Raw genomic sequence first — 24,936 nt, forward strand, 5'->3', positions numbered from 1 at the left:
ATCAGACAGCCGCGGCGAGCGCGCCGAGGGTGAACTCCCAGCCCTGCCGGTAGCTCGACGCGGGCGCGTCGTCGGCCCACGGTCCCGAGTGCCGCACGACGACGAACGACCCACCCGGCCCGCCGCCCCGCGCATCGCTCCCGTCGGCCGGCCCGCCGGCCACCACCGCAGCCTCGGCGCTGCCGGCCGCTTCCCCACTGCCGTGCTCGACCCGGATCTCCACGGCCTCGTCGGCGCTCGTGCCGTCGGCGTCGGCCCACCGCCAAGTCATCGCGAGGCGGCCGGGCCTGCCGGCGGCCGGGGGTTCGACGTCGAGGTAGCGCCCGTCGAGCACGAGCCCCGCGCCGGGGGCCTCGATCCGGTAGGCGCCGCCCACCCGCACGTCCGCCTCGACGGTGACGTCGTCCCAGTGGTTCCACCACCAGCTGCGCAGGCCGTCGGCCGTGGCCAGGGCGGTCCACACGCGCGACGGGTCGGCGTCGACGGCGCGTCCCAGCTCGAGCGGCGCTCGCGTGATCGTGCGCCAGACCTCCACCGCGGCGGCCTCGATCTCGTCGTCGCTCGGAACGCCCTCGCCCGCGACCTCCCCGCCCGGGAGGTTCGCGCCCTGAACCTCGTCGCTCGCGACCACCGCGCCGGCAGCACCTTCCTCCACGGCGCCGAGCGCGCGGGCGAGCGACTGGAGGACCTGCTCCCAGCCGCCGCCGTAGCCCACGGCGTGGCCGGGCTCGGCGAGCTCGTGGCGCAGGGTGAGCTCGGAGCGGTCGGCGTCGACCTCCCGGAAGCGCGCGGAGATCACGCTCGTGGCCTCGCCCTGCCAGGCCCACTCCACCGCGACCTCGTCGTCCGTGCACCTGAGCACGCGGCCGGTCGCGCGGTCGTCCGGGTCCTCGGACAGGGCGGCCTCAAAGGCGTCGCCCACGCGGGCCGGGTCGCCGGTGACCGTGCCGAACCAGCGCGCGAGTCGGCCGATGTCCGTGCAGGCGTCGCGCAGGTCGGCTGCGCCGGCGCGGTAGGTACGGGCGAAGGTGAGGACGGGCTGGTCACGCGGTCCGGTCAGCGCCCGGACGATGCTCTGGTCCACGGTCGGTCTCCTTGTCGGTGCGTGCGTTCCGGTGGATGGTCGGTCGGCGGTGCGTGTCGGACGTGCGGCCGGTGCTCTGCCGGTCGGCGTCCCGCGAGTCGCGCCTCCCACGGGCGAGCTCGGTCTCGAGGGCGTCGAGGCGCTGGGGCCACAGGCGTGCGTACCGCTCGGCCCAGGCGTCGACCTCGTCGAACGCCCCGTCGGCGAGCCGGTAGATGCGCCGGGAGCCGCGGGCCTCGACCTGGACGGCCCCCGCCTCCCGCAGCACGCGCAGCTGGTTGGACACGGCCGGCTGGCCGATCCCGAACTCGCCCTGGACGAGCGCCCCGACCTCGCCGGCCGCACTCTCGCCGTCGGCGAGCACCTCGACGATCCGGCGTCGGACCGGGTCGGCGAGAAGGGCGAAGGCGTCCACGCGCCATTTATATCAGTGCTGACTGATATCAGCAATGCCTGAAACTGCCGATCCGCGGCCGAATGCTCGCCCGCCCACCACCGAGCCGCCCGAGCACCACCCACCGGCCCCCGCCGACTCACGTACCGTTGCCACCAGGATCCCGACCCGGAAGGCCCCCATGTCCCAGCTCGTCCTGCAGAAGGCCGTCACCCCCGCGATGGCGAAGGTCTACCTCGAGAAGGGCCTCGACCGGGTCTCCGGCTTCGTCGTCCCGGCGGCCGAGGTCGCCACCCTCGGAAACACCGAGGACCTGTTCCGCCTGCACGCCCTGGGCTTCACCGGCTCGCCCTTCTCGCCGGACCAGCCCATCGACGTCCTCCACGTCCCGCTGTCCCCGACCTGGCAGATGGTCCCGGCGACCGGCGGCCGCACCGAGGCCGAGCGCGCCAAGGTCCGCGGCAACTTCCTCGAGCGCGAGCCCTTCGACGGCTCCGGGTTCAGCCAGGTCGGCGACGTCCGCGCCCCGCTCGCGTGGATCGAGCACGACCGCCTCACCGTGGGCGCCCGCCTCTGGCGTTTCCTGCCCGGCCAGGCCGAGCCGGAGCACCTGGGGACCTACCACGGCCCCGCGTACGGCTGGCAGAACCACGCGGCCGGCGACCTCTTCGCCACCGCCGTGCCGTCCAAGCTCGTCGGCTACGTCGCGCGGGTCGACGGCACCGCCTGGGCCGCGGACGTCCGGCTCGACGACGACAACAAGCCCTCCCTCATCACCCTCGTCTCGCCGAGCAAGGACGCCGAGGAGCAGGGCTTCACGATGACCGAGGCCGGGACGTGGGCCAAGCAGGTCGTCCGCTCCGAGGTCGACGAGCTGTTCTCCATGCACTGCACCGCCCGCTGGAACGGCGTGCCGGTCCGCGTGGTCGACGACCAGGTCGACCCGCAGGGCACCCGCCGCGCCCGGATCTTCTCCATCGCCCGCGACGCCAACGTCAACGAGCGGCACAAGATGGACAAGCTCGACGCCGGGGTCTACGAGAAGACCGTCGAGTGGGACGAGCTGAGCGACGTCGTCTACGCGCAGCGCATCCCCAAGCAGTGGGCCACCGAGGAGCAGCTGGCCAAGGGCGAGGAGTACCAGCGCGAGCGCCGGTCGGGAACCTCGGCCACGCCCGCCCCGCACTCGGTCGCCGGCGCGAACACGCAGGTCTCGCTCGGTACGCCCGAGGGCGCCGACGACTCCCACCCCGCCGTCAAGCACCGCGCCGAGCTGCAGACGATCGTGCGCGGCATGGTCGACGTGGTCCCCGCGGACTGGAAGCGCGCCCGCCTCGTCGCCGTCATGCTCGGCACGCGCGGCGAGATCCGCTCCGGCGCCACGACCGCCGACGGCACCGAGGTCACCCTGACGGGCCTGACCAAGGAGGTCGCGCAGGCGGTCGCCAAGCTCCGCGTCGACTCGGCGGACAACGGCGGCAAGGGCGCGTGGCTCACAGCGGTCATCACGGTCGAGCCCGCCGGGTCGGTCAAGCTCGCCACGGACCACGACATCCAGCCGACCTGGCGCACGAAGCCCGCCGAGACCGACTACCGCCTCGAGCTCGAGCGCCACCCGCGCGCGCCGGAGAACATCCCGGACTGGTGGCAGGAGCACCTCTCCGCCGGCACCACCGACTGAGGCGCGTACGCGCCCGGGGCGAGCGGCGCCGTCGGGCGAGGTCGACGCTCCGGACGCACTGCGATGCGCCCGGGGCGAGCGGCGCCGTCGGACGACGTCGACACTCCGAACGCACGGCGATGCACCCGGGCCGATCTCCCCGCTCGGACCGTGACCCGCGCCGCACTCTCCTGGGACACTGAACCCGCCGGGGCCCACCCCCGGTCCAGGTTCCCCAGGAGAGGTACCCCATGTCACAGGACAGCGGCTGGGTCGGGCGAGCCCGCGGCCTCGCGCAGAAGGCCCAGCAGGGCCTGCAGAGCGTCGAGGAGGCAGCGACCGCACTCGGTGGCGGCGGCTCCGACTCGTTCAGCGTCGACATCGACGCGTTCAGCACGGCGAAGACCACGGGCGGCGTCGGCACGCGGATCACGTCGAAGCGGTCCTCGCTCAACGACGCCGGGCAGACGCTCAACCGGTCCGAGTACGAGAACGGCCCGTCGGGCCCGGTCCACGTCATCACGCCGATGGTCATGCCGAGCGGCGGTCGCGTGCGGGCGCTCGTCCCCGTCGTCGTGCTCGCGATCGTCGGCGCGGTCGGGTACTGGCTCCTCGCGGCGACGAACGTCGTCGACGTCACCCGCATCGCCGGCGACGGCGGACTGACCGGCGGACTCGCGACCACGCTGTTCGGCATCCACTACTGGGTGCTGCTGCTCGCGCTCGCGCTGTTCCTGTGGTGGCGCGCGGGGATGGTCATGGTCCCGGACGGCTGCCAGGCGCTCATCTCCCGGTTCGGGAAGGTCGAGCGCGTGGTCGGGCCCGGGCTCGTCACGCTGCTCAACCCGTGGCGCCGCGTCTCCTACATCGTCAACACCACGCGCGAGTATCCCTTCAACGCGCCGATCCACCAGGCGCCCACGCGCTCCGGGGTTCAGGCCTCGGTCGACCTCTTCCTCCAGTTCCGGATCAACGACCCGCGCGAGTTCATCTTCGTGCTCGGCGCCGTCCAGGGCTTCCAGGACAAGCTGAACAACGCGATCTCCGAGACCACGCGCTCGCTCATCTACGAGCAGGAGGCGGCGGACATCTACGACCTGGTCGGTGAGTCCACGCAGATCCTCCTTGACCAGCTCAACGAGCAGTTCCGCCCCGCGGTCGAGCTCACGCACGCGAACATCACGCACGCCGAGCCCTCGAGCGCGGAGTACCGGGCGGACCTCGGCGCGCCGGAGATGATCCGCGTGGCGAAGGAGGCCTACACCTACGAGTACGAGCTCCAGCTGAAGAAGGAGCAGAACGAGGGTGACCTCAACAAGGACCTCGCCTCGCTGCGGGAGACGCTGAGCTCGATCCAGGCGGACATCGCCAAGTACCAGGCACAGATGGACACCGCCCTCGAGCGCGAGACGAACCGCGCGGATGCCATGGCCCGCCAGCGCTTCGTCGAGTCCGAGTCGACGGCCCACGCGAACGCCGCCCTCCTCGAGGCCCAGGCGCTCGATATCCGCGCCCTCTCGGCCGCGAACGCCCCGGAGATCCTCTCCTTCCGTTACCAGCAGGACCTCCTCGACCGCCTCGAGCAGGTGGCCGAGTCCCTGCCGCAGATCGTCCAGGTGGGCGAGCACGGCGGCGGCGTCGACTTCCTCAAGATCGCCTCCGAGCTCGTGGGCGGCAGCGACCTCGAGCTGTTCTCCGAGGACGAGCTCGCCCAGATCCGCGAGCGTGCCGCCGCGATCGAGTCCCGCGTGGCCGAGCGGCAGGACCGCATCGCCGAGCTGCTCGAGCCGCCGGAGGAGACCGAGGTGGCGATCGTCGCCCCGTCCGACGAGGACGAGCTCCCCGGCGCCGACCGCCTCGAGGAGATCCGCCGCTCGGTCGCGCAGGAGATCGACGAGCCGGGCGCGGAGGGGAGACCCGACGACGACGAGCGGCGCCGTCGTGGTGCGCACGCCGCTCCTGTGACACCCGCCGGGTCCGACGCCGACGCACCGCGCGATCCGGCCCCCGACTTCGGCGGCGACCTCCCGCCGTACCCGGCAGGCACGGAACGGACCGCCGAGGAGTACTCCACCGGCAGCACCGGCCCCGACAGCTCCGACACCGCGGACCGCACGACCTCCGCGTTCGCCTCCGACGCCGCCGCCCTCGCGGCGCGCGTGCGCAGCGGGGGCGGCGCGAGCGCCACCGACGACGCGGCCGCCACCGGCCCGGGCAGCCCGCCCGACACGGCCGGCACCGACCAGGCCGCCACCGACCACCCGGCCACCGACACAACCGAGGAGAACCGCGATGTCTGAGGCACCCGTCGCCCGGTCGATGTCGTCGATCAAGGAGTCGCTCGCGTCGTGGAGCGACGTCGCCCAGCTGCTGCGCGGCGGCGACCGCGGGGCGCTCGTCCCCGTCGTCATCCCCAAGGACCAGCGCGGGCTGCGCTGGCTGTTCCTCGCGGGCATCGGGCTGTGGCTCGTCGTCGGCGGGGTACTCACCGCGATCGACGGCCACGGCGGCCGCGCGATGTGGCTGTGGATCGTCGGGGCGCTCGTCATCGCGCTGTCGGTCGTGTGGTGGTGGCGCTCGTCGATCATCGAGATCGAGGAGGGCACCGTCGGCGTCCGCTCGCGCTTCGGCGCGATCACGGCCGCCCCGCTGAGCCCGGGCCGCCACTACCTGTGGCACCCGTGGACGCGCGTGGACTACGTGGTCGACGTCAGCACGGAGATCCCCTACACGGCACCCGTCCTCGCCTGCCCCACGGCCGAGTCCGTCCCGCTGCGCTCGATCGAGTTCTTCCTCAAGTTCCGCATCCACGACGCGATCCAGTTCGTCCGCACGATCGGCGCCGGCAACTTCGACCTCGTCCTGTCCAACGCGGTCCAGGACGCGATCCGCCAGCGCTCGCGGCTCGTGCGCACGGAGCGGGCGCACGACCTGCGCGGATCCGACGTCGCCGACATGCAGGCCCTGCTCAACCGCCAGCTCGCCCGCTACGGCGTGCAGATCATGGGCTGCAACATCCCGGACGTGCAGCTGCCCGAGCAGTACCAGCAGCACATCGCGACCCGCGAGCGGGTGGCCAAGGAGCTCCAGGCGTACGAGAAGGAGTGGGACCTCACCCGCAAGCGCCGCATCGACACGCTCCTCATGGACATCGAGCGGTCGAAGAAGGTGCGCGACGCGAAGATCGTCGAGGTCAACGCCTCCCTCAACGAGGCCCGCAAGAACGTGGCCCAGATGCTCGAGGAGCAGGAGACCGAGGCCCAGAAGATCAAGTGGGAGATCGAGACGAAGGGGCGGACGAACCTCGTGGCCGCCCAGGGTGAGGCCCGCGCGCAGGAGCAGCTCGCCACGTCCTACCGGGACAACCGCGCGGTGCTCGGCTACGAGCTCGCCCGGCGCCGGCTCGAGGTCGGCTCCGAGCTCACCTCGCAGGCCCCGCGCCCGGTCCTCGTCCGCACGGACGGCGCCTCGACCGACACCTCCGCGCTCTCCACGCTCCTGCTCGCGCAGATCCTGCCGGGCATGGAGACGGGTCGTCGCGGACCGCGCCCCGACCCGTCCACGCGCCGGCCCGGCCCCGACCAGGGCGACGTCGACGACATGGCCCGGGCCGCCCAGGCCGTCCTGTCCCGGCGGCTCGGCGACGAGCAGCAGGCCGACGAGCCGTTCGACGGACCCGGGGACGTCCCCGGGGGTGGCCGGGATCGCGGTCGCCGCTGATCAGGAGGTCCCGGCGGGCGCGGCGGGTCGGTCCTAGACTCCCCGCATGACCGGACCGGCCGAGGAGCCGGGCACGAGCGTGCCCGAGGCGACGGGCCGTCCGGCATCCCCCGCCGGGACCACCACGCCCGACACCCCGGACACACCCGCCGACGACGCCGCGCACCACACGCAGGACGCGGCGCCCCGGGCGGGCGGGGCCGCACGGGACGGGGCCGACGACGCCGCGCACCACACGCAGGACGCGGCGCCCAGCCAGAGCCGCGCCCCCTCGGGCGAACCGGCGCCCGTCCCCCTCCCCGGAGCCGCGGACGAGACCCGTGACCGCACGGCGATCACGGCGGTCACGCCGGACGAGGACGGCGACGGCCCACAGATCGACCCGGTCAGCGGCCGCCCCGTCTACCTCCGCACGCCGGTGCCGCCGCCGACCGCCCGCGCACCGCGCCGCGAGGTCCTCCTCGTCGACGCGCTCGAGAGCCGTGTACGGCGCCCGGTCGACCTGCTCCGCCTGTTCACCGCGGTCCTGGGCCTCGCCCTCGTCCTCGTCCTCGCGGTCTACGCGCGCGGCACCACACTGGCGGTGACCGAGGACGTGCAGGACGCCGTCACCGGGTTCTTCCGGCAGCTCTTCCAGCTGCCCGTCACGGCGCTCGGCGGCCTGCTGACATTCTTCGTCCCGATCGCAGTGCTCGCCGAGCGCGCCTGGCGGCGACGATGGCGGTCCGCCCTCCAGGGCCTCGTCGCCGGCGCGCTCGGCGTCGGCCTCGCGCTCGGCTCGCTCGAGCTGCTCGACGCGCTCACGGGCTCGGAGCTGTTCACGTCGCTGACGATCACGAGCGTCGGCCGCGCCACGGTGGTCCTCTCGCCCTTCATCGCGGGGCTCGCCGGCGTGCTCACGGCGGTGGGTCCGGCGACCACGAACCGGGTCGCGCGGTGGTCGTGGAACCTGCTGTGGGTGGTGCTCGCCCTCGAGATCATCCAGGGAGCGCAGACCCTGCCGGGCGCCATCATCGCCGTCCTGCTCGGCGCGATCGCGGGCTACACCGTGCGGTACGTCGACGGGGTCACGCACGAGCGCGCGGACGGCACCTCGCTCGTGCGCGGCCTGCGCCGGGCGGGCATCGACGCCGTCTCGGTCATCCGCATGGACCGGCCGAGCCGCTCCGCCGTCGCGGCCTACACGGTGACCACCGAGGCGCCGCTGGGCTACATCGAGCCCGCCACCCCGGGACGCGTCGGCGCCGACACCGGACGGACGGGACGGACCGGACGCACGGACGACGACGCAGCAGCCACCACCGCCGGCATGCTCGACGCCGAGGAGCCGCCGAGCGCCGAGTCCCTCATGGCGGCCGTCGACGCCGCGGGGACCGACACGATCCGCCCGGACCCCGTGACCGACGTGCCCGCGCTGCTCGAGCGCGTGGGCTCCGAGGCCCACCCCGCGCGCCGCGGCGACTCCGCGCCCGGCCGCCAGTACGCCGTGTGGGACACCGCCGGCGCGCGGCACGACCTCCGCCTGCTCGACGGCGACCGGCAGGTCGTCGGCCTGCTGTCCTCGATCTGGGAGGCGATCCGGCTGCGCGGGATCGACCGCCGCCCGGTCACCTCGCTCAAGGACGCCGCGGGGCGCACGTCGCTCATGTCGCTCGCCGCGACGGCGGCCGGGGTGCGCACGCCGGCGATCTCCTCGGTGACGACGGCGCGGAACTCGGTCCTCGTCGTCGAGGATCATGTCGACGAGATCACCCCGATCGACGAGGTGCCCGCCGAGGACCTCCAGGACGACGTCCTCGACGACGTGTGGCGCCAGCTCCGCCGCGCCCACGCCGCCGGCCTCACGCACCGCGACCTCACCACCGAGAACGTGCTCGTCGACGGCTCGGGCGCGGTGTGGCTCGTCGGCTGGGAGGCGGGCGAGGTCGCCTCCACCGAGCTCTCCCGCCGGATGGACCTCGCGCAGACCCTCGCGCTGCTCGGCGTCGTCGCCGGTCCCGAGCGGGCGCTCGCGTCCGCCGGCCGCGCGCTCACCCGCGAGCAGATGGCCGCCGTCGCGCCCGTCCTCCAGCGGGTCGCCCTCCCGGTCTCCACGCGGCAGGAGCTCCGGCGCAGCCCCCAGCTGCTCGGCTCCCTGCGGGACACGCTCGTGGCCCTCGTCCCGACGGCGGACGTCCCCCCGATCCAGCTCGCGCGGTTCTCGGTCTCGCGGGTCGTCATGACGACGCTGCTCCTCGTGGTCGTGTACGTCCTCATCACCTCGCTCAACTTCCAGGAGGTCTGGACGACCCTGACGTCGGCCGACCCCACCCTCATGGCGATCGCCTACGTGCTCGGCCTGGCCACCTACATCGGCGCGGCGATGTCCCTCATGGCGTTCTCGCCGAACCGGCTGCCGTTCGGGCAGACCGTCCTCGCGCAGGCGGCGGGGGCGATCGTCGCGCTCGTCGCGCCGGCGGGCATCGGTCCGGCCGCGGTCAACATGCGGTTCCTCGCCAAGCACAAGGTGTCGACGCCGCTCGCGGTCGCCTCGGTCGCGCTCGTGCAGGTCTTCCAGTTCGTGGCGACGATCCTCCTGCTCGTCCTCGTCGGGCTGACGACCGGCTCGGTGGGGACGCTCAGCCTGCCGAGCGGCTCGGTGCTGTGGGGCGCCGGGGCGGTGATCGTGGTCGTGGCGGTCGCGCTCGCGGTGCCGCCGGTGCGGCGCTGGGTGTGGTCGAAGACGGCGCCCACGATCAAGCAGATCGGGCCGCGCATCATGTGGCTCGTCTCGAGCCCGCAGCGGCTGATCGTCGGCGTGTCCGGCAACCTCCTGCTCACCGCGTTCTACGTGGCGACGTTCGGATTCTGCCTCGCGGCGTACGGCGAGTCGCTGCCGCTGACGACGCTCGCGCTCACCTACCTCGTCTCCAACTCGGTCGGCGCGCTCATCCCCTCCCCGGGCGGCATCGGGCCGGTCGAGGCGGCGCTCACCGGCGGCCTCACCGTGGCGGGGATCCCGCCTGCCACGGCGCTGTCCGTCGCGCTGCTCTACCGGCTGCTGACGATGTGGGGCCGCGTCCCGATCGGCTGGGGCGCCCTGACCTACCTGCGGCGGAAGAACCTCGTGTGACGGGTCGGGCGCAGCGCGGCCGGCCCGTCGGGTCATCGCCGCGCCGCTGGGACGACCACCTCGTGCCGTGGCTCGTGGCGGCCGCGGCCGCGCTCGCGTACGTCGCCCTCGCATGGCCTGCGTGGCGGGACGTCGCGACGCCGTCGTGGGACCTCGGGATCTTCACCCAGCTCGCGCGCGCGTACAGCGAGGGCGGTCCGCCGGTCGTCGACATCAAGGGGCACGGGTTCAACCTGCTCGGCGACCACTTCCACCCCCTGCTCGTCCTCCTCGGGCCGCTCTACCGGCTGCACCCGTCGGGGTGGACGCTGCTCGTCACGCAGGCGGTGCTGCTCGCGCTCTCGGCGGTGCCGATCACGTCGGTCGCCCGGCAGATGCTGGGGCGCGCGGTGGGCACGGTCCTCGGCGTCGGGTACGCGTTCTCGTGGGGGCTGCAGGGCGCCGTGCTCGCGCAGTTCCACGAGATCGCGTTCGCCGTCCCGCTGGTCGCGATGTCGCTCGCCGCGTTCCTCCGCGGCCGCGCGCTCGCCACGGCGCTGTGGGCCGCGCCGCTCGTGCTCGTCAAGGAGGATCTCGGCCTGACGGTCGCCGCGCTCGGCCTCGTGCTGGTGTGGCGGGCGGCGCCGCCCGGGCATCGGTCGGACCACGCGCCCGACGACGAACCCCCTGCTCGGCAAGCCGCCCTGTCCGACTCACGGCCCGGCGCGCCGGCCGAACCACGCACCTCGTCGCCGCCCGGCCTGCGGGAGCGCGCCCGCTCCTTCGTCACCCGCACGACCACGGCACTCGACACCCGCGACGGCCGGATCGGCGCCGTGCTGACGATCTGGGGCGTCGTATGGGTGGTGCTCGCCGTCGTCGTCATCCTTCCCCTGCTCAACCCCGGCGGCGAGTACGACTACGTCGGGCGGATCGGCGAGGAGCACTCCGACTGGTTCGCGACGGTCGTGACGATCCTGTGGCCGCCGGTCAAGGTGGTCACGCTCGTGCTGCTCGTGCTCGCCGCGGGGATCGTCGGCGTCCGCTCGCCGCTGGCCTGGCTGCTGCTTCCCACCCTCGCGTGGCGCTTCGTCGGCAACGTCGAGTACTACTGGGGCTGGGAGTGGCACTACTCGGCGATCCTCATGCCGGTGGTGGCGGCGGCACTGATCGACGTCGTCCGCCGGCCGCAGTGGCCCGACCTCGCCCGGTCGGTCGCGGTGGTGGCCTCGGTGGCGAGCACGCTCGCGGTGTGGCCGACGCTCCCGCTCGTCACCACGTTCGGGGACGGGCCGCCGGAGCCGAGCATGCGCATCGACGCGGCGCACGCGGCCGTCGCGGCCGCCGGCGCGGTCACGCCCCGCCACGGCGACGAGCCGCTCGTCGTCGGCGACATCTTCCTGCTCGCGCACCTCGTCCCCACGACCGACGTGCACTGGATCGGCAACGAGGGGAACCCCGTGCCGGACGCCGTCGTGCTCGACACGTGGCGGCGCGAGCCGGGCGATCAGGACGTCGAGGTCGTCGCCGAGCGCGAGTTCCCGGGCTGGGACTTCGAGGTGGTCCAGGACGAGCTCGGGTACGCGGTCGCGGCGCTGGTCGGGCCGCGCGACTGACGTGGCGGCGCACGGACCTCGCGGCGCACCGGAGGGCCGCGGTCCTATGGTGGGGGCGAGCGTCCGGAGTCCGGGCGCCGGCTCGTCGAGGAGGAACCCACCGATGTCACGCCCGTCCGCCCGCACCGCAACGACCTCGTCGATCTCCCCGGCGGCCCGGCACGGCGCAACGGGCGGGGGCGGCGCAGCGACCAGGCACGACGTACCGGGCGGTGACGGCGCCACGGCCGCCTCCCGGACCTCGCCCCGACGGCGAGCCCTGGCCGTGCGCGCCGTCGCGGTCGCCACGTTCGCCTCGCTCGGCCTCGGGCTCGCGGCCACGCCGGCCCTCGCGCACGACACCCTCGTCGAGTCGGACCCCGCCGACGGCGCGACGCTCACGGAGGCGCCGGAGGAGGCGGTCCTGACCTTCTCGGCCGACCTCACCTCGAGCGGCGCCGTCGCGGTGCTCCAGGGCCCGGGCGGCGAGGAGATCGAGCTCGAGGAGCCCGAGTACGACGGCCGCGACGCCGTCTGGGAGCTCCCCGAGGTCGAGGCCGGCGAGCAGGTGCTCGTGTGGTCGGTCATCTCCTCCGACGGGCACCGCATCGAGGGCGAGCTCCCCTTCACCGTCGAGACCTCGGGCGACGGCGCGGCTGACGGGGACGGCGCTGACGACGACGCAGCAGACGACGCCGACGACACCGACGGCGCGGCGGGCAGCTCCGACGACGACGCCGGCGAGGACGGCGCTGACGACGACGCGGACGACGCGCAGGACACCGGTTCTGCGCCCGCGGCCGCCGCCGACGGCTCCGGCGAGACCACGTCCGACGACGCCGGGGCCGACGACGACACGTCCGATGACTCCTCCGACGACGCCGGCGACGGCTCCGACGAGGCCGGCTCCGACGAGGACTCCTGGCTCCCCGGCAGCCGCAACGCGTGGATCATCGGCGGTCTTGCGCTCGTCGTCGCCGTCGCGGCCGCCGTGTGGTTCTTCGCGGTCCGCAACCGCGGCAAGGAGACCGACGCCAAGGACCGCCGCGACGAGTCCGACGACCAGGTGTTCTGACCTTCGCGCACCCGCTCCACCCACGGCACGCATCCGCTCCGCGCGCGCTGACCACCCACCGTCGCCGGCGCCAGCCACCCGCTGACCGCCCACGCCGCCGACCCCGGCGCGGTGCCACGATGGGGGGATGGACGTTCCCAACGCGACCGCGGTGAGCCGGGCCGCGCACCTGCTGCGCCCCGTCGTGCGCCGCACCCCGCTCGAGACGAACCCGCGCCTGTCGGAGGCGGTCGACCACCGGGTCCTCCTCAAGCGGGAGGACCTCCAGCTGACCCGCTCGTACAAGGTCCGTGGCGCCTACACGGTGATGGCGGGGCTCACCGAAGAGCAGCGCGCCGCGGGGGTCGTGTGCGCGTCGGCCGGGAACCACGCGCAGGGCGTCGCGCTCGCGTGCGCGCGCCTGTCGATCCACGGCACGGTCGTCCTCCCGGGCACGACGCCGCGGCAGAAGCGCGCCCGCATCGCGGAGATCGGCGGCAGCTGGGTGACGACCGTCGTCGTCGACGGTCCGTTCGAGGACGCCGACGCCCGCGCCCGCGAGCTCGTCACCGAGCAGGGCCTGACCTACGTCCACCCGTTCGACCACCCGCTGACGATCTCGGGGCAGGGCAGCGTCGGTGTCGAGATCGCCGAGCAGAGCGCGGACCGGGGCGAGCGGCCGGGTGTCGTCGTCGTGCCCGTGGGTGGTGGCGGTCTTCTCGCGGGTGTCGCGCTCGCGCTGAAGAACCGCGTGCCGGGGGTGCGGATCGTCGGCGTCGAGCCGGAGGGGGCGGCGTCGATGCAGGCGGCGCTGGCCGCGGGCGGGCCGGTGCGGCTCCCCGAGGTCGACGCGTTCGTCGACGGTGCGGCCGTCGCGCGCGCGGGGCAGGTCGGCTTCGACATCGCGCGCGACCTGGTCGACGACATCATCTCCGTCCCCACCGGCGCCGTGTGCACCGAGATGCTCGCGATGTACCAGACCGACGGGATCATCGCCGAGCCGGCCGGGGCGCTGGCGACGGCGGCGGTCGCGAACGGGCTCGTCGAGGTCGGGGACGCCGGGCCGGTCGTCTGCATCGTCTCGGGCGGGAACAACGACGTGTCGCGGTATGCCGAGATCGTCGAACGCTCGGCGATCCACGAGGGGCTGCGGCACTACTTCCTCGTGACGTTCCCGCAGGAGCCCGGGGCTCTGCGGAGCTTCCTCGAGGAGACGCTCACCGGCGACGAGGACATCATCCACTTCGAGTACACGAAGAAGAACAACCGGGAGACCGGCCCCGCGCTCGTCGGCATCGACCTCGCGCGCGCCTCCGACCGCGCCGGGCTCGAGGACCGGATGGAGCGCTCGCACATGCGGATCGAGCGGCTCACGCTCGGGAGCGGCGTGCTGGGGATGCTGCTGTGAACACCGCGTCCGACGGCGCCGCTCCGGCCGACGGGCCCGCACCCGACGTCGGCGGCTCCCCAGCCGACGGGTCCGCACCCGACGACGGCGGCTCCCGAGCCGACGGGCCCGCACCCGACGTCGGCGCCTCCCCGGCCGACGGGTCCGCCCCCGACGTCGGCGGCTCCCGAGCCGACGGGACCTCGCCCGCCTCCGGCCTCTCCCCCACCACGCGGCTGGTCATCACCGCGGCGCAGGCATACGCGGCGCTGCCCGGCGTCGTCGGGGTCGCGGCCGGCGGCTCCCTCGCGACGGGTCAGGAGGACGCGCGTTCCGACGTCGACCTGTACGTCCTCTCCGACGGCGGGCCCCCGCCCGTCGAGCTGCGCCGCGCGGTCGTCGAGGCGCTCGGCGGTGCGCGCCGGCTCGACCTCGACCAGCGCTACTGGGACGTCACCGACGTGTGGACGCACGCGAGCGGCACCGACCTCGACGTCATGTTCTGGGAGACGAGCCGGGTGACCGACCGCCTCGACGCCGTGCTCGAGCGCCACGAACCGTCCGCGGGGTACACGACGGCGCACTGGCACACGGTGCGGCACTGGCTGCCCGTGGCCGACCCCGACGGGTGGGTCACGCGTGCCCGGGAGCGTGCGCTGGCGGAGTACCCGGAGGAGCTGCGGGCGGCCGTCGTGCGGCACTGCTGGCCGCTCGTGCGCGGGACGATCACGAGCTTCCCCGCGCAGATCGCCACCGCAGCGGCGCGCGAGGACCTCGTCGCACTCAACCATCGCGTGGCCGAGCTGCTGGCCGTCGTCCACGACGTCGTGCTCGCTGTCAACCGCGTGCCGCACCCCGGGGAGAAGCGGCTCGGCACGCGCGTGCCGGAGCTGTGCCGCTCGCTCCCCGAGGGCTTCTCCGAGCGCACGACGGCGGTCCTCACCTCCGCCGCCGATCCCACCTCGGTGGTCGGTGCGGTCGTGCGGCTCGTCGATGCCCTGGAGGCGTGGCTGCGGGTCGAGATGCCTGGGGTCGAGATGCCCGGGGTCGAGATGCCTGGGGTCGTCTCGCCTCGCACGGGGTTGTAGCTCGGGTCTCTTAGCGCAGGACTCGTCGCGCAGGTCCCGTAGGCGCGTGGCGCCCTCGCGGGCGGTCCTCTCACCTCCCACGACGGCCTGACGCGGGTGTCGCACGTCGGCGCGCCCTCGCGGTCGCCACCTCGCCTCCCACGTCGTCGCAACGCGTCTCACCTGGCGCGCTCTCGCTGACGGGCCCTTCACATCGCACGACGCCGCGGCGCGGCCCACGTAGGCCGGCGCACCCTCCCAGGTCGCCACCTCACCGCACACGACGCCGAAGCGCACCTACCGCAAGCCGGCGCGACCTCACAGGTCGCCACCTCGCCCCCCACGAGGCCAAAGCTCCGCTCTTCGTCGGCGTGCCGCGCGCCTCGGGTGCTCTACGTCCGCGCCTGCGCGCACCGCGACGTCGCACCCTCGCGACCTCCGCGGCGCCGCACCGCAGACCCAGACCTCCACGCCGCCGCACCGCAGACCCAGACCTCGACGCGCTGGACGGCCACACCACCGCGCCACACTCCCGGACCTTTGCGCCGCTGGGCGGTCCCCCGGTCACACCCCGATACTGCTGTTTGCTTGCGGTCAATGCCTCTACATGCAGGTCTATTACCAGCCTGTCCACAGATTTACGCTGAGTCCTTCCATGTGTCGTTTGATACCGGTAGAGTGAAGACTGTTCGAACACGCGTTCGGATAGTTCCGGCTCGACGACGAGGGAGGCAGCAGCAATGACGACCCACGACTCCGACGCCGACACCACCACTGCCACCCCCTCGTCGGCTCCGGTCACCGTCATGGACTCGCCGACAGCAACCAGGCAGCCACCGCTCCCACCGAGCAGCGGCAGCGGCAGCGGCAGCGGCAGCGGCAGCGGCAGCGGCAGCGGCAGCGGCAGCGGCAGAATAATTACGAGCAAGAGCACGAGCACGAGCACGAGCACGAGCACGAGCACGGGCGACCATCCCAAGGACGCCGGCTCGACAGACGCACGAGGTTCGGCGCTGCCGGTGCTGGGTGCGACGGACGTGCGCGCGATGCGCGACGCGCTGGTCGGGCTCCGCCGCGATAACGAGGCCGACGCGATCGAGCAGATCACCGCCCTGGACGAGCTCGTTGCCGCCGCCCACGCCGCCCAGGCCCGGGCTGCCGCGGACCTGCGACACACGCGCATCGAAGCCGAGCGCGCCAGAGGTGTCCCGGTTGCGAAACAGGGCGCCGGCCTGGCGCAGGAGATCGCGCTCGCCCGCCGCACCACCGGCGGTCGCGGAGAACAAGCACTCGCTCTAGCCCGGGCTCTGGACGAGGACCTCCCCCACACCCTCGACCTCATGGAACAGGGCCAGGTCACCGAGCACCGGGCGGCCATCGTCATGCGCGAGACGTTCGGCCTCGACCCCGCCGACCGGCGCGACGTCGATGCCCGGCTGGCCCCCGACCTGCCCACCATGAGCGATCACCAGGCCCACACCCACACGCGCAAGCACGCCATGGAGCTCGACACCGAGCACGAGAGCGCCCGCCGGAAGCACGAAGCCGCCCAGCGCCGGGTCACGATCCGCGGTGGAAAGGGCTCGATGGCCTACGTCACCGCCCATCTCCCCATGGCCGACGCCGTCCGGGTCCACGCCTCCCTCGTCACCCAGGCCCACGCGATCACCAACGACGGGGCAGCCGACGGCCGGACCCGGCACCAGATCGCCGCCGACCTCCTCGTCGAGCACGTCACCGGCACTGCTGTCACCGAACCCCGCGACATCGAGCTGAACATCGTCATGCCCGCCGGCACTCTGGTCGGCGGGAACGAGCCCGCCTGGATCCCCGGCGTCGGCCCGCTCCCCGCCGCCATCGCCCGCGACCAGGTCCGCGACGCCGGCTCCGTCTGGTTCACCCGACTGTGGACCGACCCCGCCCACGGCGGCGTGCTGACCACCGAGTCCCGCTCCCGCGCCTTCACCGGCCGCCTCCGACAGCTCATCCTCAGCCGGGACGACACCTGCCGGACTCCCTACTGCTCCAACCCCGCCGAGCACGCCGACCACACCACCAGCCATGCCCGCGGCGGACGCACCACGGCCGAGAACGGCACAGGGCTCTGCGCCACCTGCAACTACGCCAAGCAGAACCCCCAGTGGCACCACACCACAAGCCCCGACGGCAGCCACGAGGTGCGTACCCCGACCGGCCACCGGTACACCGTCCCCCGTTCTCCTTTCCCCTACCGCCACACACCCGCGCCAGAGATCTCCCCCGAGAAGTACCGGGAGATGAAGGATCGCATTGCCGCCCGCGTGGCCAACAATCGCGCTCCCGAACGCGAACGGGAACGCAAACGAGTACGAGAGCGAGAACGAGAACGGGAACGCAAACGAGTACGAGAGCGAGAACGAGAACGGGAACGGGAACGGGAACGGAAGCAGGAACAGGACCGCGCAGACGAACTCGTTCCCGACTAGCACCTCCACGCCCACACACAGCAGGACGCCCGGCCCCCAACGGCACATCTGCCGCTGGTGGACCGGGCGTCAAGCGCGCCGTCGGGCCTCAGGTGTCAGGTGTCAGATGTCAGGCCGAGGGCCTACGGCCCCGAGCTCGCGTCGGCATCGGTAGTCGGCGCGGAGTGGCGCCCGGCCCTGGCGTCAGCACGTCGGGTGTCGCCGTCCTCGGCATCACGCACGTGCTTCCCACCGGCGCCAGTGGCGGAACCTGACCGAGCCCCGTCCATGTCCCCGTCCATGTCCCCGGCCACGGCCACGGCCCCGTCCCCGTCCCCGGCCGGCGCCGCACCGTGCTCGACCTCCTCGACGAGCGCCGATCCCTCGACGTCGACGTTCGGCACGACCTTGTCGAGCCAGCGCGGCAGCCACCAGGCCGAGCGCCCGAGGATGTGCAGGGATGCCGGCACGATGAGCATCCGCACGACGAACGCATCGAGCGCGACGCCGACCGCGAGGCCCACGCCGAACGACTTGATCATCACCGAGTCCGAGGTGATGAAGCCCGCGAACACGGCGATCATGATGAGCGCGGCCGCCGTCACCACGCGCCGGCCCGCACGGAAGCCCTCGGCCACCGCCTCCCGTGCGCTCGCTCCGTGCACGTACGCCTCGCGCATGCCCGTGGTGAGGAACAGCTGGTAGTCCATCGCCAGCCCGAACAGCACGCCCACGACGATCACGGGCAGGAAGCTGAGGATCGGGCCCGTCGTGTGGACCCCGATCAGCTCGGCGAGCCATCCCCACTGGAACACGGCGGTGGCCACGCCGTAGGTGGCGAACAGCGACAGCACGAACCCGGCGGTCGCCACCAGCGGCACGAGGAGCGAGCGGAACACCGCGACCATGATGAGGAACGACAGTCCGACGACGACCGCGAGGTAGCCCGGCAGCGCGTCCGAGAGCCCCTCGGAGATGTCGATGTTGATGGCCGACTGCCCGGCGACACCGAGCTCGTACTCGCCGCTCACCGGAGGCAGGGCGCGCAGGTCGTTGACGAGCTCCGCCGTCGACTCGCCGTTGGCGTCCTCCTCCGGCAGCACCTGGAAGGAGGCGAGCGTGCCGTCCTCGGACACGGCGATCGGCGCGACGGCGACCACAGCCTCCTGCGAACCGATCTCGCGGACGACCTCGACCTGGGCCTCGAGCAGCTCGTTCTCGTCGAGGCCGCCGGGCAGGTCCGCCGTGACCAGCAGCGGCCCGTTCGCGCCCTCCCCGAACTCCTCGGAGACGATCTCGTACGCGCGGTAGGCGTCGGAGTCCACCGGCTCGTTCTCACCCGTCGGCAGGCCGAGGCGCATGTCCAGCGCCGGGATCGCGAGCACGAGCAGAGCGACGACGCCGACGAGCACCCGGCCGACCGCCGAGCCCATCGACATCGGTCGCACAGCCTTCCTGCCGGACGACGACGGGCTCGTCGCTGCGTCGTTCGTCGTCGTACCGGTGTCTCCGGGTCCCTCGACCGCGACCCCGCCCGCACTCTCGGCGAGCGCCGCCTCGCGGCGCGCCCTCCCCTTGCGACCGAGCATGCGCAGGCCGGCCATCGACAGGAGGGCCGGCGTCGCCGTGACGGCGAGCAGCACGGCCACGACGATGCTCACGGCACCGGCGGTGCCCATGATCCCGAGGAACGGGATGCCGACGACGTTGAGCGCGAGCAGCGCGAGCACCACGGTCGCGCCGGCAAACACGACCGCCGTCCCCGCGGTCCCGTTCGCGAGAGCGATCGACCGGCGCACGTCGACCCCCTCGAGCAGCTGCGTGCGGTGCCGATTGATAATGAACAACGAGTAGTCGATACCGACGGCCAGCCCGAGCATGACGCCGAACACGGGCGTCACCGAGGACATCTGCACGACCCCCGAGAACGCGAGGGTGGCGAGCGAGCCGATCGCCACGCCCATGACCGCGGTGACGATCGGGAACGAGGCGGCCAGGGCCGAGCCCAGCACGACGACCAGGACGATGCCGGCGATGACGACACCGATGACCTCGCCGATCCCGAGGATCTCCGGGACGGTCTGCGACAGGTCGGAGGCGGGGACGATCTCCACGCCCTCGATCTCGGCGGACTCGACGACGTCGACGACCGCCTGCCGCGAGGCGTCGTCGAGCTCGAGCATGGGCTCGCTGAAGGAGACGGTGAGGCGCGCGGTCGAGCCGTCCTCGGAGACGACCCCGATGCCCTCGGAGTGCTCGAGGAGCTCGGCGCCCAGCTCCGTCTGCGTGCGGCCGGCGTCGAGCTCGGCCTGCCCGGTCTCGAGCTCGGCGAGCCCGTCGTCGATGCGCTCCTGCTCGGCGTCGAGCTCGGCGCGCTGCTCGTCGAGGAGGGTCTGTCCGGCGTCGATCTCGTCCGTCGGGGCGCCCGCGGCCTCCGCCTGCTCGCGCGCCCCGTCGAGCCTGGTCTGCTCCTCGTCCAGCGCGGCACGCCCCTCGTCGAGGAGCGCCTGGCCGTCCTCGAGCTCGGTGCGGCCGGCGTCGAGCTCCGCCTGACCCGACTCGACCTCGGCGGCCCCGGACTCGAGCTCGGCGGCGCTGCCGGCGAGCTGCTCCTGGGTGGCGAAGGGATCGACGACGGCGGCCACGTCGTCCTGCTGCTCGATCTCCGCACCGAGGTCGGCGACGGCGGAGATCTGCTCCTCGGTGAACGCCCCGTCCTCCGAGCGCAGGACCACCGTGCCGGTGGCGCCGCTCTGGTCGGGCAGCTCCTCCTCGAGCTCGGCGATGACCTCCGACGACGCCGTGTCCGGCATGTCGAACGATCCGGTCAGCGTGCCGGCGAACGCGGCGAACGCACCACCGGCCAGGATCAGCACTGCGAGCCACGCCCCCAGCACCGCCTTCGCGTGCCGCGCGGCGAACCTTCCTACCCCGAACAACCATCCGGCCATGAACGTGCCACTCCCCGACGTCGACAGGCCGCCGCAGGCACGGATCGGCCTGCGTTAGGATAAGACGAGACGTTTCGTCTCGTCAACGAGATCCGGCCGCCTATGGTGACGGCCACAGCAGGAAGGACGCCGACGCCATGACCTCGACCCGCAGCGGACCCGTCCGGTCCGAGACGGCCCGGCTCGCGATCCTCGAGGCGACCGCCCGACTCTTCGACGAGCACGGGTACGACGCCATGACGATGGCCAGGATCGCGACCGAGGCCGGCGTCGGCAAGCAGACGATCTACCGGTGGTGGAGCTCGAAGGCCGACCTGGTCGCCGAGTGCCTCGTCGAGGGGATGCTGCTTCCCGTCGACGTCGTCGTCCCGGACACCGGCGACCTGCGGGCCGACCTCGTCAGCTGGATCCTCGCGATCTTCCGCACCGTCGGCCGGCCCGAGGGCGAGGGCACTGTGCGCTCGCTCATCTCCGCCAGCATCGAGAGCGCCGACATCGGCCTGCGCGTGCGCGACAGCCTGACCGGCGAGGAGTCCCTCGCGTCCCGCCTGCAGGCCGCGACCGGAACGTCGGCCAACCTCTACCCCGGCGCGCCTCTGGACGAGATCGCCGAGTCGCTCGTCGGCACGGTGGTCCTCAGGGTCATCAGCCGCACGCCGCCGGAGCCCGCGGAGGCGCAGCGGATGGTCGACGCCGTCCTCGGACCGCCGACGAGATAGGCCGCCCCGAGTCCCATCGCGGCCTCCCGTCCTCTCGCCCTACCCTGGAGGGCATGAGTCGCCGCCTCCCGCCCGGCCGATGGGTGCCGAGCGTCGGCCGGCGCCGCGCCCGCACGACCGGCCTCGTACTGTCCGGCGGAGGCTCGCGTGCCGACTTCCACCTCGGCGCGCTGCGCTACCTCTACGACGAGGTCGGCATCGAGCCCAAGGTGATGGCGGGCGCCTCCGCGGGCGCGATCGTCGCGGCGATCCTCTCCCAGGGCCGCACCCGGGACGAGCAGCGCGCCTGGCTCGACCACCTCGACACGCTGTGGCGCTCGATGGACTCCCCCGACGCCATGTTCCGGCCGCTCCCCTGGTGGAAGGCCCTCAGCGAGCGCGGTCCCGGCTACCTCCAGCTCCTCGACCCGGTCAACCGCGGCAGCACCCAGCGCACATCCACGCCCCCGGGCACGGTCCCGGAGACCGCGGCCGAGGCGCGCGCCGCACGGGCCACGCAGGGCGAGGAGCCCGAGCGGGGCTGGAGCGCCGCCCAGATCGTCCAGATGATCGGCAACCTCCCGGCGCTCGGGAGAGCGGGCGGCGATCTCGCCGCGATCCTGCGCAGCGCCTCCGAGGCGAGGTCGATGTACACGCCGGGACTCGTCGTCGACTCACTCATCGACACCGAGACGTTCGATCCTGCGCGCGTGCGAGCCTCCGGCGTCGTGCTCCGCATCGCGATGGTGGGACTGCAGTCCGGCGAGCTGCGCTTCGCCGACCAGGACGGGGTCATCCGCGACCGGGGCGACGTCCCGCTCCTTGGGGACGACGGCGAGCCGGTGACCGCCGCCGACCTCGCCCTCGCCGTGTGGGCCTCGTGCGCGATCCCCGCGGTCTTCGAGCCGATCCCCATCGCCGGCGAGCACTACATCGACGGCGGCGTGCGCGAGAACCTGCCCGCCGACGTCGTCATCGACAAGCTCGGCGTGCCCGACGTCTGGGCGATCGTCTGCCACCCGCCCGGCGCCGACGCCGGCGACTCCCCGGTCGGCACCGACATCGTCTCCGTCATGATGCGCACGGGAACCTCGATCATGTCCGACGAGCAGCTCCGCGACGAGGTCGTCTTCGCCCGCAGGGCGGGTGCGCGAGTCGTCCACGCGACCGTCGACGTCCACGACACGATGACGGTGGACCGGGGCCTGACGGCGCTCATGGCCGACCACGGCTGGATCCGGGCCGCGCAGACCCATCTCGGGGCGAGCGAGGCGGACGAGGACGCCGGCTCGGCGCTCATCCGCGCCCGACGCCGCGCGTGGGAGATCGAGGAGCTCATGCTCGCGCCCGACGGGTCCGGGAGCGTCCAGCCCCCCGACGGCGCCTCGGGGCTCGCGAGCCTCGCGCGTCCCTCGTCGGCCGGCGCACGGGCGCCCACGGCCACACCGGCCACACGCACTCCCGAGGCGGGCCGCACCTCCGCCGCCCGCACCCCCGAGGCCGGCCGCCCGCCCGCGCATCGCACGGACCTGCGCACCGAGCTCCGCCGCCTCCTCCACCGCGAGCCGGCGGGCGACTCCCGCACGGGTCTCGTCGAGGAGCTGACCGCGGTGAAGACCGAGATCCGCGCCCTCCTCGAGATCCTGCCCGCCGGGCACGTCCCCGCCCACGCCGACTCGTGGTGGCGCACGTGGGAGACCCACGGCGAGCAGATCGAGGCCCCGCCGCTCTGGCGGCTCGACGACGACGACGCCGGCACGTCCGGCGCGCCGCCGTCCGGCGGCGCCTGAGGCGTCGCGCGGCGCCCGAACCCACCGGGCGGGTGACGCCCGCGGCACCCCGGGCCGCACGTACCCGCAGGGTGGCGCCAGAGGCGTCGCGCGCAGCACCCCAACCCACCGGGTGGCACGCTGGTGCCATGCGCGCCACCGTCCTCCACGCCGCCCGCGACATACGGGTCGAGGACCGCCCCGACCCCGCCCTCCTCGCCCCCACCGACGCCGTCGTCCGCATCACGGCCGCGTGCGTCTGCGGCTCCGACCTGTGGCACTACCGGGGGATCGTCCCCGTCGAGGAGCCCCGCACGATCGGGCACGAGGCGGTCGGCGTCGTCGAGGAGGCGGGCGGGGAGGTGACGACGGTTCGCACGGGGGACGTCGTCGTCGTGCCCTTCGCGTTCTCGTGCGGCGAGTGCTTCTCGTGCCGGAACGGCATCCAGACCTCGTGCGAGCGCGGCGGGTTCTGGGGCGCCCCCGACGGCGACGGACTGCCCACCGGACGCCTCCAGGCCGAGGCCGTGCGCGTCCCCTTCGCGGACGGCACGCTCGTGGGCGCAGGCCTCGACGCCGCCGACGTCGACGACACCCTGCTCGCCCACCTCCTCACGTTGTCCGACGTCATGGGAACCGGTTGGCACGCCGCCCGCGCGGCCGGGCTGCGCGAGGGAGCGACGGTCGCCGTGGTGGGGGACGGCGCCGTCGGGCTGTCCGCCGTGCTCGCCGCGTCCCGGCTCGGCGCGTCCCGGGTCGTCGCCTTCTCCCGCTACGCCGACCGGCAGGCTCTCGCGCGCCGCTTCGGCGCGACCGACATCCTCACCACCCGCGGCGACGAGGCCGCAGAGGAGCTGGGCGAGCTGCTCGGCGTCCCGGGCGCCGACGTCGTCCTCGAGGCCGTCGGCACCGACGAGTCGATGGACCAGGCGATCGCGTGCGCCCGGCCCGGCGGGACAGTCGGGTACGTCGGCGTGCCCAACGGCGTCACCCGAGGCATCCGGCCGCGCTCGTTGTTCGGCCGCAACGTCGCGCTCGCCGGCGGGGTCGCTCCCGCCCGCGCCTACCTGCCCGAGCTGCTTGCGGAGGTCACGGCCGGTCGGATCGAGCCCGGCGCCGTGTTCACCGCGAGCGTGCCGCTCGAGGACGTGGCCGAGGCGTACGCCGCGATGGACGAGCGACGCGAGATCAAGGTGATGGTCCGGCCGTAGCGGGTGGGCGGCCGGGCGGCCGGGCGGCCGGGCGGTGACGGACGCTACCCCTGGCTCGGCAGCCGGTTCTGTCCGAACTCCTGCGAGAACACGGGGCCGGTGACGGCGAGCTCCCGCTCGAACGTCGAGCGCCAGGTCGAGTACGGCTCGACGGCGAGGTGCTCGTTCCCGAACCGCGCGTCCGCCGTCACCTCGCTCACGCAGAAGTCGGGCACGACGAGGTCGACGACCGGGCCCCCGCGCTCGCACTCCGCCACGACGAGCGGCGCGTTGGCGCCGGCGAACTCGTCGATCACCCACCCGTCGTCGCCGAGCCAGACCGCGTGCCGGAGCTTGACCACGTGGTGCCGACCGCGTCTCACGAGCTCGACGGCGACGCCCGGGTCCAGCTCCCGCTCCGCCTCGTAGCGCGTCCCCCCGACGTGCGGACCCTTGGCCGTCAGCGCGGCGAACTCGACGCGCGGCGCCAGCTCGTCGAGCACCTCGTCGGTCCGCCCGAGGTCCGCCGCGGTCAGTCCCGCCCCCGGACCCTGGACGCGCACGCGCACCGCGTAGCCCTCGTCGGCCAGCAGGTAGGCCTGCACGATGAGGACGGGGTCCGCCTCGGCGGCGACGATCTCCGGCAGGCCCGCGCAGACGAACTTGCGCTCGAACTCGAAGTCCCCGTAGCCGGTGTCGCTCATGACCCGAACCTACTGCCCGCCCCCGCCGACGCACGGGACCCCGCCCCGCGACCGGTCGAGAGTGCGGTTCTGGTGCGCCACTCCGTTGAGATTGCGGTTGGGAACCCCTCCCATCGAGATTGCGGTTG

16 protein-coding genes are annotated in these 24,936 nt (G+C 73.6%); 12 read left to right on the forward strand and 4 right to left on the reverse strand.

All coding sequences use genetic code 11. From position 1 onward, the window contains the following. Window position 1: 1 nt before the first annotated feature. Both ACPYO6_RS05390 and ACPYO6_RS05395 read right to left on the reverse strand, forming a co-directional pair. On the reverse strand, window positions 2–1,084 hold the full coding sequence (locus ACPYO6_RS05390; protein ID WP_425713870.1) for an SRPBCC family protein: 1,083 nt from the start codon (window positions 1,082–1,084) through the stop codon (window positions 2–4). After that, complete coding sequence (locus tag ACPYO6_RS05395) at window positions 1,044–1,499, reverse strand: ArsR/SmtB family transcription factor (protein ID WP_425713871.1); 456 nt, start codon at window positions 1,497–1,499, stop codon at window positions 1,044–1,046. Before ACPYO6_RS05395 ends, ACPYO6_RS05390 begins: the two co-directional genes overlap by 41 nt. 160 nt (window positions 1,500–1,659) lie before the next feature. Between ACPYO6_RS05395 and ACPYO6_RS05400 the strand changes: the two genes are divergently transcribed. The 9 genes from ACPYO6_RS05400 to ACPYO6_RS05440 all read left to right on the forward strand — a co-directional run bounded on the left by ACPYO6_RS05400 (window position 1,660) and on the right by ACPYO6_RS05440 (window position 17,517). Continuing rightward, window positions 1,660–3,159 (forward strand): hypothetical protein, encoded by a 1,500-nt coding sequence (locus ACPYO6_RS05400; RefSeq protein ID WP_425713872.1) that lies wholly within the window; start codon window positions 1,660–1,662, stop codon window positions 3,157–3,159. Window positions 3,160–3,389: 230 nt separating this feature from the next. Next, the gene (locus ACPYO6_RS05405) at window positions 3,390–5,438 is read left to right on the forward strand and encodes an SPFH domain-containing protein (protein ID WP_425713873.1); all 2,049 of its coding nucleotides are present in this window, start codon (window positions 3,390–3,392) and stop codon (window positions 5,436–5,438) included. After that, window positions 5,431–6,858 (forward strand): SPFH domain-containing protein, encoded by a 1,428-nt coding sequence (locus ACPYO6_RS05410; RefSeq protein ID WP_425713874.1) that lies wholly within the window; start codon window positions 5,431–5,433, stop codon window positions 6,856–6,858. The genes ACPYO6_RS05405 and ACPYO6_RS05410 overlap by 8 nt, the downstream gene beginning before the upstream one ends. Window positions 6,859–6,904: 46 nt before the next feature. Beyond that, the gene (locus ACPYO6_RS05415; RefSeq protein WP_425713875.1) at window positions 6,905–9,970 is read left to right on the forward strand and encodes a lysylphosphatidylglycerol synthase domain-containing protein; all 3,066 of its coding nucleotides are present in this window, start codon (window positions 6,905–6,907) and stop codon (window positions 9,968–9,970) included. After that, a complete protein-coding gene (locus ACPYO6_RS05420; RefSeq protein WP_425713876.1) occupies window positions 9,967–11,565 on the forward strand; it encodes a DUF2079 domain-containing protein in 1,599 nt (532 codons plus the stop codon). The genes ACPYO6_RS05415 and ACPYO6_RS05420 overlap by 4 nt, the downstream gene beginning before the upstream one ends. A 103-nt stretch (window positions 11,566–11,668) precedes the next feature. Continuing rightward, window positions 11,669–12,619, forward strand: a complete 951-nt coding sequence (locus ACPYO6_RS05425) for a copper resistance CopC family protein (RefSeq protein WP_425713877.1) — start codon at window positions 11,669–11,671, stop codon at window positions 12,617–12,619. Window positions 12,620–12,746: 127 nt separating this feature from the next. After that, window positions 12,747–14,006, forward strand: coding sequence for a threonine ammonia-lyase IlvA (gene ilvA / locus ACPYO6_RS05430; RefSeq protein ID WP_425713878.1), 1,260 nt, complete (start codon window positions 12,747–12,749; stop codon window positions 14,004–14,006). Beyond that, window positions 14,003–15,073 (forward strand): hypothetical protein, encoded by a 1,071-nt coding sequence (locus tag ACPYO6_RS05435; RefSeq protein ID WP_425713879.1) that lies wholly within the window; start codon window positions 14,003–14,005, stop codon window positions 15,071–15,073. Before ilvA ends, ACPYO6_RS05435 begins: the two co-directional genes overlap by 4 nt. Window positions 15,074–15,792: 719 nt before the next feature. Then, window positions 15,793–17,517 (forward strand): DUF222 domain-containing protein, encoded by a 1,725-nt coding sequence (locus tag ACPYO6_RS05440; protein WP_425713880.1) that lies wholly within the window; start codon window positions 15,793–15,795, stop codon window positions 17,515–17,517. 122 nt (window positions 17,518–17,639) lie between these two features. Here ACPYO6_RS05440 and ACPYO6_RS05445 read toward each other — a convergent pair whose 3' ends face one another. Next, entirely contained in the window at window positions 17,640–20,447 is a 2,808-nt protein-coding gene (locus tag ACPYO6_RS05445; protein ID WP_425713881.1) for an MMPL family transporter, read from the reverse strand. Between the two features lie 137 nt (window positions 20,448–20,584). Here ACPYO6_RS05445 and ACPYO6_RS05450 point away from each other — a divergent pair, with 137 nt between their 5' ends. The 3 genes from ACPYO6_RS05450 (at window position 20,585) to ACPYO6_RS05460 (ending at window position 24,125) form a co-directional block, all read left to right on the forward strand. Then, window positions 20,585–21,166, forward strand: a complete 582-nt coding sequence (locus ACPYO6_RS05450; RefSeq protein WP_425713882.1) for a TetR/AcrR family transcriptional regulator — start codon at window positions 20,585–20,587, stop codon at window positions 21,164–21,166. A gap of 53 nt (window positions 21,167–21,219) precedes the next feature. Continuing rightward, window positions 21,220–22,935 (forward strand): patatin-like phospholipase family protein, encoded by a 1,716-nt coding sequence (locus ACPYO6_RS05455; RefSeq protein WP_425713883.1) that lies wholly within the window; start codon window positions 21,220–21,222, stop codon window positions 22,933–22,935. Between the two features lie 128 nt (window positions 22,936–23,063). Further along, window positions 23,064–24,125 (forward strand): zinc-dependent alcohol dehydrogenase family protein, encoded by a 1,062-nt coding sequence (locus tag ACPYO6_RS05460; RefSeq protein WP_425713884.1) that lies wholly within the window; start codon window positions 23,064–23,066, stop codon window positions 24,123–24,125. 44 nt (window positions 24,126–24,169) lie between these two features. Here ACPYO6_RS05460 and ACPYO6_RS05465 read toward each other — a convergent pair whose 3' ends face one another. Further along, complete coding sequence (locus ACPYO6_RS05465) at window positions 24,170–24,808, reverse strand: hypothetical protein (protein WP_425713885.1); 639 nt, start codon at window positions 24,806–24,808, stop codon at window positions 24,170–24,172. Window positions 24,809–24,936 lie beyond the last annotated feature (128 nt).

Source organism: Georgenia sp. Z1344, from assembly GCF_049856295.1.
In the GTDB taxonomy this organism is placed as follows: domain Bacteria; phylum Actinomycetota; class Actinomycetes; order Actinomycetales; family Actinomycetaceae; genus JB111.